The sequence below is a fragment of the Salaquimonas pukyongi genome (assembly GCF_001953055.1).
Taxonomy (GTDB): Bacteria; Pseudomonadota; Alphaproteobacteria; order Rhizobiales; family Rhizobiaceae; genus Salaquimonas; species Salaquimonas pukyongi.
In genome coordinates this window covers 64,034-76,967 of sequence record NZ_CP019044.1, presented here as the reverse complement: position 1 = coordinate 76,967, position 12,934 = coordinate 64,034, and the positions used below count along the sequence as shown (strand labels likewise).

At 58.7% G+C, this 12,934-nt stretch carries 11 protein-coding genes and 1 tRNA gene; 7 read left to right on the top strand and 5 right to left on the bottom strand.

Annotation, left to right across the window (positions count from 1 at the left end):
• Positions 1–60: 60 nt before the first annotated feature.
• The 3 genes from BVL55_RS00460 to BVL55_RS00450 form a co-directional block, all read right to left on the bottom strand.
• Positions 61–2,100, bottom strand: a complete 2,040-nt coding sequence (locus BVL55_RS00460; RefSeq protein WP_075995257.1) for an ABC transporter substrate-binding protein — start codon at positions 2,098–2,100, stop codon at positions 61–63.
• Between the two features lie 653 nt (positions 2,101–2,753).
• Positions 2,754–4,259, bottom strand: coding sequence for a sulfatase-like hydrolase/transferase (locus tag BVL55_RS00455; RefSeq protein ID WP_075995256.1), 1,506 nt, complete (start codon positions 4,257–4,259; stop codon positions 2,754–2,756).
• A 268-nt stretch (positions 4,260–4,527) separates the two neighbouring features.
• Positions 4,528–4,614: transfer RNA gene (locus BVL55_RS00450), tRNA-Leu, on the bottom strand.
• A 286-nt stretch (positions 4,615–4,900) separates the two neighbouring features.
• On the opposite strand from BVL55_RS00450, the gene BVL55_RS00445 reads away from it, so the two are divergent.
• On the top strand, positions 4,901–5,866 hold the full coding sequence (locus BVL55_RS00445; protein ID WP_075995255.1) for a complex I NDUFA9 subunit family protein: 966 nt from the start codon (positions 4,901–4,903) through the stop codon (positions 5,864–5,866).
• A 55-nt stretch (positions 5,867–5,921) separates the two neighbouring features.
• A complete protein-coding gene (locus tag BVL55_RS00440; RefSeq protein ID WP_075995254.1) occupies positions 5,922–6,686 on the top strand; it encodes a sulfite exporter TauE/SafE family protein in 765 nt (254 codons plus the stop codon).
• Between the two features lie 5 nt (positions 6,687–6,691).
• On the opposite strand, the gene BVL55_RS00435 is transcribed toward BVL55_RS00440, so the two are convergent.
• Complete coding sequence (locus tag BVL55_RS00435) at positions 6,692–7,522, bottom strand: undecaprenyl-diphosphate phosphatase (protein ID WP_075995253.1); 831 nt, start codon at positions 7,520–7,522, stop codon at positions 6,692–6,694.
• A gap of 136 nt (positions 7,523–7,658) precedes the next feature.
• Between BVL55_RS00435 and BVL55_RS00430 the strand changes: the two genes are divergently transcribed.
• Genes BVL55_RS00430 through BVL55_RS00420 form a run of 3 tightly spaced genes read left to right on the top strand, consistent with a single transcriptional unit; the run spans position 7,659 to position 10,447 of the window.
• On the top strand, positions 7,659–8,375 hold the full coding sequence (locus BVL55_RS00430; RefSeq protein WP_075995252.1) for a glutathione S-transferase family protein: 717 nt from the start codon (positions 7,659–7,661) through the stop codon (positions 8,373–8,375).
• 6 nt (positions 8,376–8,381) lie between these two features.
• Positions 8,382–9,512 carry a tRNA epoxyqueuosine(34) reductase QueG gene (queG, locus tag BVL55_RS00425; protein ID WP_075995251.1) on the top strand — a complete coding sequence of 377 codons (1,131 nt, stop codon included), beginning with the start codon at positions 8,382–8,384 and terminating at the stop codon, positions 9,510–9,512.
• Positions 9,513–9,538: 26 nt separating this feature from the next.
• Entirely contained in the window at positions 9,539–10,447 is a 909-nt protein-coding gene (locus tag BVL55_RS00420; protein ID WP_075995250.1) for an SDR family oxidoreductase, read from the top strand.
• A gap of 45 nt (positions 10,448–10,492) precedes the next feature.
• Here BVL55_RS00420 and BVL55_RS00415 read toward each other — a convergent pair whose 3' ends face one another.
• Positions 10,493–11,533, bottom strand: coding sequence for a histone deacetylase family protein (locus BVL55_RS00415; protein WP_075995249.1), 1,041 nt, complete (start codon positions 11,531–11,533; stop codon positions 10,493–10,495).
• A gap of 242 nt (positions 11,534–11,775) precedes the next feature.
• Between BVL55_RS00415 and BVL55_RS00410 the strand changes: the two genes are divergently transcribed.
• A complete protein-coding gene (locus BVL55_RS00410; protein WP_075995248.1) occupies positions 11,776–12,051 on the top strand; it encodes a hypothetical protein in 276 nt (91 codons plus the stop codon).
• Between the two features lie 239 nt (positions 12,052–12,290).
• Positions 12,291–12,932: a TetR/AcrR family transcriptional regulator gene (locus BVL55_RS00405; RefSeq protein WP_075995247.1), complete on the top strand. Its 642-nt coding sequence runs from the start codon at positions 12,291–12,293 to the stop codon at positions 12,930–12,932.
• Positions 12,933–12,934: the final 2 nt, after the last annotated feature.

Below are 12,934 nucleotides of genomic sequence, written 5' to 3'. Positions count from 1 at the left end.
TGTCTGACGGTCCGGGCGGAAACTATACCGCCCGGACCGGCTCAAAGAGAGCCTAACGGCTTACTCGTCCAAATACCACTGGTGTGCCCGGTAGGGGTAGGTCCGGTAGTATTCGTAGGAAGCAGTCTTGAACTCGACGAAGTTCTTCAACGCGTTGCGATGGTAGATCGGGTCTGGCGTAAGCGCCGTACCGATGAAGAGCAGGTTCGAAACCATGTTCTCAACCATGCGCGCCCCGAGTTTGTCGGATTCAGGCGTGCCGACAGGCGTCGACTGGAACGCGTTGATGTCGGCGATGAGCTGCTTGACGTAGTCCGGCGGCTCCACACCCTTTTCACCGTTGGAATCGACCCACTCGGCCCACAGCATTCCGGTGCGGTGTGCAAAGTAGTTTTCGAAGGGCGGAACCCAAAGCTCATTGTTGCCGAGGATAATACCGAGCGGCTGGCCTTTCTCCCACAAGCCCACATCGAGCTGGTTGGATGACTGGGCAGAGCGGTATTCATCCGGAGTAACCTCCTTCACCGTGGTCTTGATGCCCACATCGGACCAGTACTGGCCGATTAGCTCAACCACCTGGCCCGCAATGCCCTGGGTAGCAAACTGCAGGTTCAATACCAGCGGCTGGCCGTTGGGAAGGTCGCGGAAACCGTCACCATCGCCATCAACCACACCGACTTCGTCGAGCAGTGACTTGGCGCCGTCGGCATCATATTCGGTGGCAAAGGTCTTCCACTTCTCGTCGACAAAATCCGGCGCTGGCGAAAACCCGATATACTGCTGGATCTTGCCTTCGCCGAAATAGGCGACCTGATTGAGCTCTTCGCGGTTGATCGCGATCGACATCGCCTTGCGGAAACGAAGATCACCAAAGACCTTGCGTTTTTCCATGTCTTCCGAAGTAACGTTGAAAGACACTGCATGCATTGCGATCTTCGGCTTCAGATGGATCGTGTAGTCGCCTTTCTCCTGGTTTTCCAGAAGCAGCGGAGCATCCGAAAGTTGAAGCGACTGCGTCTTGTAGTCGGCTTCGCCATTGACCAGTTTAAGCAGGCGGACCTGCTGGTCGTTGGCATAGATTTCATCCTGCTCGCTGATGTAGGGTAACTGGTTGCCCTGGGTATCGACCATGTGGAAATAGGGATTGGCGACATAGTGCCTTCCCTCGGTCGTGTCACGGATGACGATATGGCTTTCCAGCGTCGGCATGGTGTTTGCCGGCAGCTTGTCCAGCAGATCCGGGCTGTTCAGCATCGGCGTTGGCGTATCCGTCCAGTCGGAATTGCCATAATAGGCCTTGATGGCAGCATAGCCGTTTTCAAATCCCATCGACTGGGCATGGCTGTCCGCATCGGCATTGATGTCGGGATGGAACTGGCCAAGGAAATGCTTCGGCTGGAAGCCCTGCCCGTAGTGGGTGGCGAAGTGGGCCAGCAGACCGGGCTTGGGTGCCGGCAGTTTGAAAATCACCGTTGTTTCGTCCGGTGTTTCGATCTGCATGCGCTCGCCGCCGACAAGCACATAATCCTTCGGTTTTTCGATCACGTTGGAGTCGAGCGCCAGATTGTCATACCAGAATTTCACGTCTGCCGAGGTGAAAGGCTGACCGTCGGACCATTTGTGGCCCTTGCGCAGGAAGAAGGTCAGTTCGGTGAAATCCTCGTTCCAGCTCCAGTCCCTGGCAACATTGGGTACGATGGTCGCCAGGTCATCGGAATAACGAACGAGGTTTACGTGGCGGGTGGAAAGGAAATCGGAAGTTCCGGCCTCGGTGGCATTGGACAGCGCATCAAGAGTGCCACCATATTTGCCGATGGATGCGTAGGGTGCAACGACCAGCGGCTCCTCCGGCAGGCGCTCTGCCAGCGGCGGCAGATCGGGATTGCCCTTGATCTGGCCATTCAGATCGCCAATGGCCGGGTTCTCGGCAAATTCAAGCGTGCAGTTTGCAGCGTCCTGAAATTCGCTCAATTCAAACTGTTGCGGATATTTTCCAGCGGCAACACCGCTCATATCGGCAACCGTCACAGCAGGACAGTTGGCGTTGGCAACTGTTGTTAATGCAAACAACGCCACGCCGGACAATAAAAACTTCTTCATCTTGTACCTCCACATTACGCCCATGCGACTTGCATTGCGGGCGAACCAACAATCCACCAACGCCAACTGCGTTGGCAACCAGTGGTCCGGTTTACTGTCTGCCAGGCCCATCTGCGAAAACCTGCAACGGTTCCCGCGGCTCTCCCCATAGACCAAGCCTATGGAAAGACTATTCCCTGCCTCAAATTTCCGTCAAGTAGCCAATGGGGCAAGACTCTGCGGACCAGACCGGCAGGCCACCGGCCAACCTTTTTAGCGGCACCGCAGAAACCAGACCTGTTTTCCGGCAGTTTCTCCTCCTCCCGGACCCGACATCGGGGACACCCACATGATGCGCACCAGACAAGCCATCTGTAAAATCGATAAATTGTATCGTTGCATCTGTCACGGTTATATCCTGATGGCAGCAGTTTTCAGGGTTGTCCCGACTACGGTAAGCGGAGGATAATGAAACACTTCACACCGGAAAACCATGCCTGCCGACATAAACAGTGCACCTTACCACGCCCCGGCACCTTACGACGAAATGCAGAACCGGGACCGCAAAAGAGCCGGGACGGCCAAGTCCTGCCCTGCGCCGGTAACAGTTTTATGACGCGTTGTGGCCGGGCGGGCTGCCTTGTCTTTTGTGCCCGCCATCGCAAAGCCGGTTGTCAGACCGCTCTGTTTTCAACAACACCCTTTCCGGTGATCATGACACGCGAAAACCGGCCTTCGGCATGTGTCATGCGGTGGTCGAGCATTGCCTGCGTCAACCGCAACAGGATGTCCTGTGAACCGGGATCGCGGGAAATGTCCCGCGCCTCGCCCTCGCCGTTCATGTCGAACAGCAGTGGCGGCAGGCCGCCGTTGAAATGCACCATGTTATAACGGCCGTCGCGGATTACCGCGAGATTGCTTTGCTCGCAGGCAAGGCCCAGCTCCCTCTGGGGAAGGCTCGGATAGAGGGGATTTCCGAATTCCAGTTCGGAATAGGTGTAGCGGCGCCAGTTGGCAGGCGTTTGCCCTTCCAGCAGCGGAACCAGGCTCTTGCCATCCATCGTGCCGGGAATCTCCGCGCCGATCATTTCGAGCAGTGTCGGCGCGAGATCAACGGACTCGCTTGGCAGATCAAGTGCCTTGCCGGCCAGGGCGTTGCGATCCGGGTCGCGGATGATCAGAGGAACGCGGAAGGCCGCATCATGGTAGCTGTGTTTTCCCCACAATCCGTAGTCACCGAGCATCTCGCCGTGATCGCCGCTGACCATCACAATGGTATCCTCATAAAGGCCGGCAGATTTCAGCGCGGCTAAAATACGTCCGAAGTGATGATCAACTTCAGCAGCAAGTCCGAGATAGATCGCCCGCAGCATGGCAATGTTCTCAGGCGTCGGTTCGAGATCCGGAAAGCCGATCACGGTGGAAGCCATGGGCTGGTCCGCCCGCGCCGGTGCAAGGTAAGGATGTTCACCGGCACCTTCTGCACCCGTTAATGCAGCTGGCAGGCCGGCGGGATCGACCAGCTTGTTATACGGTTCGGGTGCAACGAAGGGCGGATGCGGCCGGATATAGGTAACATGACCAAACCATCCGCCGGGCCTTGCCAGCAGCTCATCAATGACACGGTCGGTCAGAAATGCCGTGTCGCTATCTTCCGCCCGGTAGCGTGCCGGCCCGTTCAGCCGGCCGCCTGCAGGACGAAAGATTTCGGGAAAGTCCGGCACCTTGTATCCCCTGGCCTTCAGATGGGCCCGCCAGGGCCAACTTTCCTCCAACCGCATCTCCAGCGCTTCCACAAAGCCGGGCATGACCTGTTCGTAGGAATGCAGCACTGGATCGCCGGCGTCGAAGACACGCGGGTCCATCGTGGTGTCGGTGTAGCCGTAGAGCAGCGGCAGATAGCCGGCCTTGCGTGCTTCGGTCGCCAAGTTGGGCTTGTCGTGCGGCAGTGGCGTGCCATTGCGTACCGAGCGGTGGTTCATCGCATACTGCCCGGTCAGCAGCGAGATGCGCGAGGGCCCGCACGGGCTCGTTACCGAAACATGGTTGTTGAAGGTAACGGCCTCGGCCATGAAGCCGCGCAGATTGGGAAGCGGAACATGGTTGCCGAACAGGCCGGCCAGACAATCCGCACGGAACTGGTCAATAATGATGAAGAGGACATTCTTGCGGCGGCTCATGCCATTGCTCCCCGGTTTCAAGCGACAAATCTCATGGAGCTGCATGTAAGCTGCAGGCGGATAAATGCTCAAGGGCTTCGCCGCCTGTCACACGCAAACTTCCCGGCTGCGCCAAAGAACGGAGAGTATTGGGGCCGCCTTGTACCTTGTTGAACTCCTTCGTCGCCGAGACCCGCGCTTGTGGCGCCGATTGCAGGCCGTCCTTGGCCACGCTGCCACCATGGTGGCAGGCAATGCCAAGACGGGAGATAATCGTACGTTGGACAAATGGTGCCCAGAAGAGGACTCGAACCTCCACGGCCTTGCGGCCACTGGCACCTGAAGCCAGCGCGTCTACCAATTCCGCCATCTGGGCCCAACAAGGGCGAGGCCAGCCGGTTTTCCGGCGGCAGGCGTGACGTTTAGGCCGTGCCGCCGTGGCTGTCAACGCGTTTTCTCGCCCCGTCAGCAGCATGAATTTCCGCTTGTTGACGGACAGGGAAAACCGGTTTTCAGCGCGCCACTCTGCGCTCTGGACCGCGGCCGCATAATCGGCTAACCGGTAGACGGACAGCGGACCGGTTGCCGCAGTAATGCCGCCGGTGCGGGCGTTCTTCTCCCGGGCATTGTCCGCACCGAACTTTAACCGCAGGGCAGCGACCATGAAAAATCTTCCCCAACGCGTTACCGTTTTCGGCGGCTCAGGCTTTCTCGGCCGCCATGTGGTCAGGGCGCTTGCCAAGCGCGGCTACCGGGTGCTGGTGGCCTGCCGCCGGCCCGATCTCGCCCAGCATTTGCAGCCGCTTGGCGAACTGGGACAGATCAAGGCAATCCAGGCCAATGTACGCGTCAGATGGTCGGTCGACCGCGCGGTGCAGGGAGCAGATGCCGTCATCAACCTGACCGGTACCTTCAATACAGGCGGGCGCAACAACATGGCCGCAGTCCAGGATTTCGGTGCACGCGCCATTGCCGAAGCTGCCAGAGCCCAAAACGCCCGGCTGGTTCATGTCAGCGCCATTGGCGCCGATCCCGATTCGCCCTCCCGATACGGCCGCAGCAAAGCGTCGGGTGAAGCGGCTGTGCTTGAAACCGTCAAAAACGCGATCATCTTCCGCCCGTCCGTCATGTTTGGACCCGAGGATGATTTCTTCAACCGTTTTGCCGCCATTGCGAGGATTTCACCCTTTCTGCCGGCAATTGGCGGTGGCCATACCAAATTTCAGCCTGTCTATGCCGGCGATGTGGCCGAGGCCATTGCGCGTGCAATCGACGGCGATTTGAAAGGCGGGAAAATCTATGAACTGGGCGGTCCTCAAGTGGCAACTTTCCGCGAATGCATGGATGTCATGCAGGAAGTCATCCACCGGGAGCGGGGCTATCTCCCGCTGCCCTGGTTTGTGGCCGAAGCCCTTGCAAGGCTGACCGGCTGGCTGCCGGGTGCGCCCATTACCATTGATCAGGTGCAGATGCTCAAGCGCGACAACATCGTCTCCGAGGAGGCCCGGCGCCAGAAGCGCACGCTCGAAGACATTGGCATCAAGCCGCGCTCCATGCGCTCGATCCTGCCTTCCTATCTGGTGCGCTTCCGCCCGCAGGGCCAGTTCACGCGCAAGGGTGAAGCCTGATCGCGGCCTTCCCATCTACCCGGCATAACGCCTGTTCAAGCAGTCTGGCTGTGTCATGGACAGCCTGCTGAACCTGCCAGGAGAGATTTCCCCGGCCATTGCGATTGCCCTGTGTGCGGCGAGTTTTCTCACGTCTGGTTTCACGGCTGCCTTCGGCATTGGCGGCGGCGTGTCGCTGCTGGCGCTGATGGGGTTCCTGCTGCCAGTTGGCGTGCTCATCCCGGTTCATGGTGTGGTCCAGCTGGGCTCGAACACCGGCCGGGCACTGGTCCAGCGGGCGCATGTTCGCTGGCCGGTGCTTTGGATGTTTCTTGCCGGCGCGGCCATCGGCGCCCTTGCCGGCGCCCGTTTTGTCATCGAGCTTGACGATGCTGTGCTCAAGGTGGTGCTGGGCATGTTCATTCTTGCGACGGTCTGGCTGAAACTGCCTGCCCTGCGCAGGGCAGGCCGATCGACCTTCGCGGTGGGCGGGGTTGCCACCACATTCGCCTCGATGTTCGTTGGAGCGACGGGTCCCCTGGTCGTCATCCTGTTTGAAAAGCTGTTTGCAGACCGGCGTCAGGTTATTGCCACTCACGCAGCCGCCATGGTCGCCCAGCACGGTTTGAAGGTGGCTGCCTTCGGGGTTGCAGGGTTTGCATTTGCCGACTGGATACCCTTGCTTGCTGCCATGATCCTCGCGGGTTTTGCCGGCACGACAGCAGGTTCGCGCCTGCTCAATGCCATGCCTGAAGCGGCATTCCGCACCGGCTTTCGCCTTGTGATGAGCTTGTTGGCGATCGCCATGATCGTGCGTGGTGCGGCGGCGGCGCTGGGCTGAATACGCTATACCGCAGCAAGGCCCGGCAGCCCCGGCACCCAGTCGTAGAGCATGGCGAACAACAACAGGGCAAGCAGCAACCGGTAAATCATGAAGATGAGGAAGCTGACGCGTTTCACCATCGCCATCAGCAGTGCGATGGCAGCCAGGGCAGCAAGAAAGGTCAGCGCTGCCGCCCAGATAGCATCCGGCGGGATTTGTTGTCCGCTTTCGAGGAAATCAAGTGTCACGAATGCGCCGGCGCCGGCGATTGCCGGAATGCCGAGCAGGAAGGAGAACCGCGCTGCTTCCGGCCGCTCGAAGCCCATCAGCCGTGCCGCCGTCATGGTAATTCCGGAGCGGCTGGTACCGGGGATCAGTGCCAGGGCCTGCGCCACACCGATGATCAGCGCCGGTGCAAGCTTCATGTCCTCCATCTTCTTTAGATGCGGTCCGAAAACATCGGCCGCATAAAGCAGAATGCCGAAAATGACGGCGTTCCATGCAACCAGCTCCACGCTTCGCAGGCTGTTTCCGAGGCCGCTTGCGTTCAAAAAGATGCCGAACAGGACCGCCGGAATGGTTGCCAGCAGGATATAGCCCGCCATGCGGGAATTATCGTTGATGCGCAGCCTCAGCAGGTCGATGCCCCCGCCGATCAGCTTCAGCACATCGCGCCAGAAATAGGCGATGACCGCAAACAGCGAACCCACATGCACCATGACATCGGTTACCACTCCCTGATCCGGCCAGCCCGTGAAAGCGGGAATGAGAATGAGGTGCCCGGATGAGGAAATCGGCAGGAATTCGGTAATTCCCTGAACGATGGCAAGGACGATAATTTGTTCGATGGTCATTGAAAGAAGGTCCCGGTGGCTACCGCCTCGATCCTGCCGCAGGCAGCAACAGCACAAGCGCCAGCTTGCAGCGAATCGGCCCAGTCTCTATACCCGCTGCAGTAAAGGTTTTGAACGGTCGGCAGAACCATCTTTCATGATCCAGCTCTATCACCACCCCATGTCCGGCGCCTCGCGCTATATTCGCCTTATTTTGGGCGAATACGGTGTTCCTGCCGAGTTCATCGAAGAAAAAACCTGGCTGCGGCGCGAGGAATTCCTGACGCTCAATCCGGCCGGCACGGTGCCGGTGCTGGTTGATGATGCCGTTTCGAAGAACCGGGACACAACGCCTGCCGCCGTCGCGGGTGCCATGGTAATCGGGGAGTATCTTGACGAGACTGTCGGTGCGATGATGCGGGAAAAGCGCCTGATGCCGGAAAACTCCGCCACCCGTGCGGAGATGCGGCGGCTGGTCGAATGGTTCATCCACAAATTCGAGGCAGAGGTCGGGCGTTATCTTGTACAGGAACGGATCTGGAAGCATCTGATGCGCGGCGATGGAATGGGCGGGGCTCCCGACTCGGCAATGATCCGTGCCGGGCGCACGAACCTCAAATCCCATCTGCGCTACCTCGACTGGCTGGTTCAGTCCCGAAACTGGCTTGGCGGGAACCGGCTTTCCCTTTCCGATCTCGCGGCGGCGGCTGCCCTTTCGGTGCCGGATTATCTTGGCGAAATTCCCTGGGACAGCGAACCGGCGGTGCGCGACTGGTATGCCCGCGTCAAATCGCGGCCCTCCTTCCGACCGATCCTGGCTGACAAACTGGCGGGATTGCCGCCAGCCTCTCATTATGTCGATCTGGATTTTTAGAGGCATTTGTTGACCCGCCCAACCGACAAGACTGCCGTCCGCCAGCTGGCGGCATCGCTCGGCTTTTCCGGTTGCCGGTTTTGCAGCGCTGACCTTCCGAATAGTGTCGGTGAAGGCCTGCGCAGCTTCGTTGCCGCCGGATTTCACGGCACCATGGACTGGATGGAACAAACCCTCGATCGCCGGCTATCTCCCGAGACGATGTGGACGGATGCAAAAACGGCGATCGTTCTGGCAATGAACTACGGTCCCAACTTCGATCCACTTGCGGTGCTTGGCAAGCCGGACCGGGGCGCCATATCCGTTTACGCCCAGAACCGCGATTACCACGATGTCATCAAGGGGCGTTTGAAACAGATCGCGCAAAAGATCGCGGCCAATGGTTGCGACGTGAAGGTCTTTGTCGATACCGCACCGCTGATGGAAAAACCGCTTGGCCAAAAGTCGGGCCTAGGCTGGCAGGGCAAGCATACCAACCTCGTTTCGCGGGAGCTGGGATCATGGTTCTTTCTCGGCATCATCCTGACCGATGCGGTTTTCGAACCCGACGAAACGCACGCCGATCACTGCGGAAGCTGCAGGGCCTGCCTTGACGTTTGTCCGACCGATGCCTTTCCCGCGCCCTATCAGCTCGACGCACGCCGTTGTATCTCCTATCTTACCATCGAACATGCCGGACCAATCGACCGGGAATTACGGCCCCTGATGGGGAACCGTATCTATGGCTGCGATGACTGCCTTGCAGTTTGTCCATGGAACAAGTTCGCGGCGGCGGCGGCGGAACAGAAACTTCGCCCCCGTTCCGAACTGGTGGAACCAAGCCTGGCAAAACTGTCGGAACTCGACGATGCAGCGTTTCGGGCGCTGTTTTCCGGTTCGCCGGTAAAGCGAATCGGCCGGGACCGTTTCGTTCGCAATGTGATGATCGCCATTGGCAATTCAGGCAAAAAAGACCTTGCGGCCAGCGCCATTGAGCGGCTTGGTGATGGCTCGCCCACGGTGCGCGGGGCGGCTGCATGGGCCCTTTCGCGTCTGCTCGACGGACGCACCTATGCAAGGCTTGCAAAAGACCAACTGCAAATCGAAAACGATGAACAAGTGCGTGAAGAGTGGCAGAAAGCCAACGAAACGCCGTGACCCAGAAACAAAGAGGACGGGAGGCAATGCCGAAAGCTGAGGGAAAACTGTCGGATGAAGGTCCGTTGCTCATCTTCGGCTGTGGGTTTTCCGGCGAAGCGATTGCCGCGCAGGCCAACGGTAAATTCAACGCAGTTTTCGGCACGACCCGTAGTCGGGCAAATGCGGCACGGATTTCTCACGCCGGCGCCAAGCCGCTTGTCTTTGATGGCAAAGCCCTTTCGCCCCGGCTCATCGCAGCACTCGCCGATACCACCCATCTCGTGATTTCCGTGGCGCCGGGGGAAGAGGGGGATCCGGTTCTTAACGCATTTGACAGTGCAGCAATCGAATTGCCAGCCCTCAAATGGATCGGATATCTTTCCACCGTCGGCGTCTATGGCAATCATGATGGTGCATGGGTTGATGAAGAGACCCAGCCGCGTCCGGTTTCAAAACGCTCTCATCAGCGCCTTGTTGCGGAAACCGGCTGGAGTGACTTTGCCGAAACACGCGGTGTGCCTTTGGCTGTATTCCGACTCTCCGGCATTTACGGCCCCGGGCGAAATGCCTTTATCAACATCGAAAAAGGCACGGCACGCCGTCTGGTCAAACCCGGCCAGGTCTTCAATCGCGTCCACCGTGACGACATTGCCAGCGCGGTTCTGCTTGCAGCACAAAAGAACGCAGATGGCATTTTCAACATCACCGATGACGAACCAGCAGCCCCGCAGGATGTCGTTACCTTCGCCCACCAGCTTGCAGGCATCGCCCCCCCGCCGGTGACCGATTTTGTCACCGCCGAGTTGTCTCCAATGGCACGCAGTTTTTATGGCGAGAACAAGCGCGTCTCGAATGCAAAGTCGAAGGCCGAACTGGGCGTGGCCTATGCCTTCCCGGATTATCGCACTGCGCTGCGCCGCATGTGGCAGGATGGAAGCTGGAAGCCACGCTGAAGTTTGATCGTCAATCCCATTGACCCACCGCCGAGTGCAGTGAGGTCACTTCTTCATGCCAGCTTCGAATCCGGTCAGGACATTGGCGGTGTTGAGCCCGATTTCCTTTACGCCATAGCCGCCTTCCATGCAGAACAGGGTCGGCAGACCCGCCTTGGCGATTTCTTCGCCATAGCGCAGAAAATCATCACTTGAGAGGCGGAAAAAGGAAATCGGGTCTTTCTCGAACGTGTCGACGCCAAGCGAGATGATCAGCCCTTCTGCACCAAAATCCACGATGCGCTGCAGCGCATCCTTCAACGCCTCTTTCCATTTGCCATACAGCGTTCCCGGCGGCAGCGGATAGTTGACCGTGCTGCCCTCTCCTTCGCCTTCGCCTGTTTCGTCTGCAAACCCGAGAAAATGCGGAAAGGCATCAAGCGGGTCGCCATGGATGGATGCAAAGAAAACGTCACCGCGCTTGTAGAAAATGTCCTGCGTTCCGTTGCCGTGATGGAAGTCGACATCCAGGATCGCGGTTTTCCTCATGCCGTTGTCGCGCCAATACTGGGCTGCGGCACCGGCATTGTTAATGAAACAGTAGCCGCCATACTGGTCAATCGAGGCATGGTGGCCTGGCGGGCGGCAGAGCGCAAAGGCCGGCTTGCCGGTTTCAAGAACATGTTTTGCGCCGGTCATGGCTACCTGCATCGAGGCAATGGCAGCTTCCCATGTACCCGCGCTGATCGCCGTTTCAGCTGCAAAAGAATAATAGCCAAGGGCACCGTCAATATCGCGCGGCGGGCGGTTTGCCTGCATGCGGCGCGCCGGAAAGCATGCAGGTATTGCCTCGCCCTTATAGCCCTCGGCAACCCAGCGCTCCCAGATCGTTGCCATGAAGTCCAGATAATCCGCATCATGCAGCTTTCTGGCCGCCGAAAGGTCGAATGGGTCTGGTGATATGACTTCACCATGCCCCTGTTTCCTTACCGCATCAAGTATCCATTCGGCTCGGAACGGGGCTTCGAAGGGCGGCACGAGCTGCCCGCCGTGAAGTTCCGTCTTTGCATCACGAAGCGCATGCTTCTCGCTGTAAATCACCCGCATGAATTATCCTCCCCGTTGGAGCGCACCATAGCCGGGCGCCTTGTCTACGTCACGGCGGTTGAAGGCCTGTTTTGCCACTATCCTTTGGAAACTTCGAATTTTAACCATTTGCCCAACACCGCTTTTACCCGCTTCCTGTATGTTGAATTGGCATGATCCTTGACGGGCGGCGCCTTGCTGCAACCCTTTGCAGAAAGTGGCCGTACTGTGGGCGAAAGGAATTTGTAATGAGCTGTTGCGCTGTGAGCACACCCGTTGAAGCGCCGAGCCTGGTGCAACAGGCACGCGGCCTTGCCATGTATGTTCTTGATGACAATGCGAAGGTGGGTGACGCCAACAGGCCCTTCGCACAGGCGATTGCCTGGTCGAGCTATTTTGTTCTCGTCTTTGTTGGTCAATGCGTTTTCAACCAACCGGCCATGGCCGCCGCCATCACCGGCACGGGCGAACTGATGGGCCTGCTCGAACAGGCACGCACCATGGATGCCATGCTGCTGGAGTTGCGCGGGACGATATAGGGTTTAACGCTACTGCTTCCGAGCGCTGTGTTTCCGCGCGCCATCTCGGAAGATTCTCCACCGCAATTACAGGCCCAGTGGCGCACTGCCGCCACTCACTCAGCCGCACCCGGCAATCGCAGGGTGCAATGCAGCAGGATGCCCTGACAACATCACCATGATCACAGCGTCCAGACGAGTTGCCCAAGGGCAGGAAAAACATCTTGACATAAATACCAACCGGTTGGTATTTAATCTTCATGCCAAGGCCAACCAAACAAAATCCTGAACGCGGCGATGCCCGCAACCGGCTTCTCGAAGCCGCGCGCGATGTCATCCGAACCCAGGGCTTTACCGCCACAACAGTCGATGACCTTTGCAAAGCGGCGGGCGTCACCAAGGGTGCATTCTTCCACCATTTCGAGAACAAGGAGGCGCTGGGCGTCGCTGCTGCCGTCTATTGGACCGAGACAACCTCCGCTTTTTTTGCCAGCGCGCCCTATCACAACCATAGCGATCCGCTCGAGCGCCTGCTTGGCTATGTGGAATTCCGCAAGAACATTATCGACGGCGACTTGGCCGAATTTACCTGCCTCGTCGGCACCATGACCCAGGAGGTTTACGGCTCACACCCGGCGATACGCGATGCCTGTGCGGCAAGCATCTTCGGCCACGCTGCGACGCTGGAACCGGATATCGAAGAGGCCATGAAGGCGCGCGGGGTCACCGCGGACTGGACACCGGCCAGCCTCGCCGCCCACACCCAGGCGGTGCTGCAGGGTGCCTTCATTCTGGCCAAGGCCACTGGCGATCACGCGATCGCCCGCGACAGTGTCGACCACCTGAAGCGCTACATCGAAATGCTGTTCATGCAGAACGGAAGGAAGGGGAAGCCGCAATGAAC

Coding starts and splice junctions, on each gene's coding strand:
- BVL55_RS00455 (WP_075995256.1), bottom strand. CDS start 4,259: ATGAGCCGCCGCAAGAATGTCCTCTTCATCATTATTGACCAGTTCCGT.
- BVL55_RS00440 (WP_075995254.1), top strand. CDS start 5,922: ATGGACAGCCTGCTGAACCTGCCAGGAGAGATTTCCCCGGCCATTGCG.
- BVL55_RS00445 (WP_075995255.1), top strand. CDS start 4,901: ATGAAAAATCTTCCCCAACGCGTTACCGTTTTCGGCGGCTCAGGCTTT.
- BVL55_RS00460 (WP_075995257.1), bottom strand. CDS start 2,100: ATGAAGAAGTTTTTATTGTCCGGCGTGGCGTTGTTTGCATTAACAACA.
- BVL55_RS00435 (WP_075995253.1), bottom strand. CDS start 7,522: ATGACCATCGAACAAATTATCGTCCTTGCCATCGTTCAGGGAATTACC.
- BVL55_RS00405 (WP_075995247.1), top strand. CDS start 12,291: ATGCCAAGGCCAACCAAACAAAATCCTGAACGCGGCGATGCCCGCAAC.
- BVL55_RS00415 (WP_075995249.1), bottom strand. CDS start 11,533: ATGCGGGTGATTTACAGCGAGAAGCATGCGCTTCGTGATGCAAAGACG.
- BVL55_RS00420 (WP_075995250.1), top strand. CDS start 9,539: ATGCCGAAAGCTGAGGGAAAACTGTCGGATGAAGGTCCGTTGCTCATC.
- BVL55_RS00430 (WP_075995252.1), top strand. CDS start 7,659: ATGATCCAGCTCTATCACCACCCCATGTCCGGCGCCTCGCGCTATATT.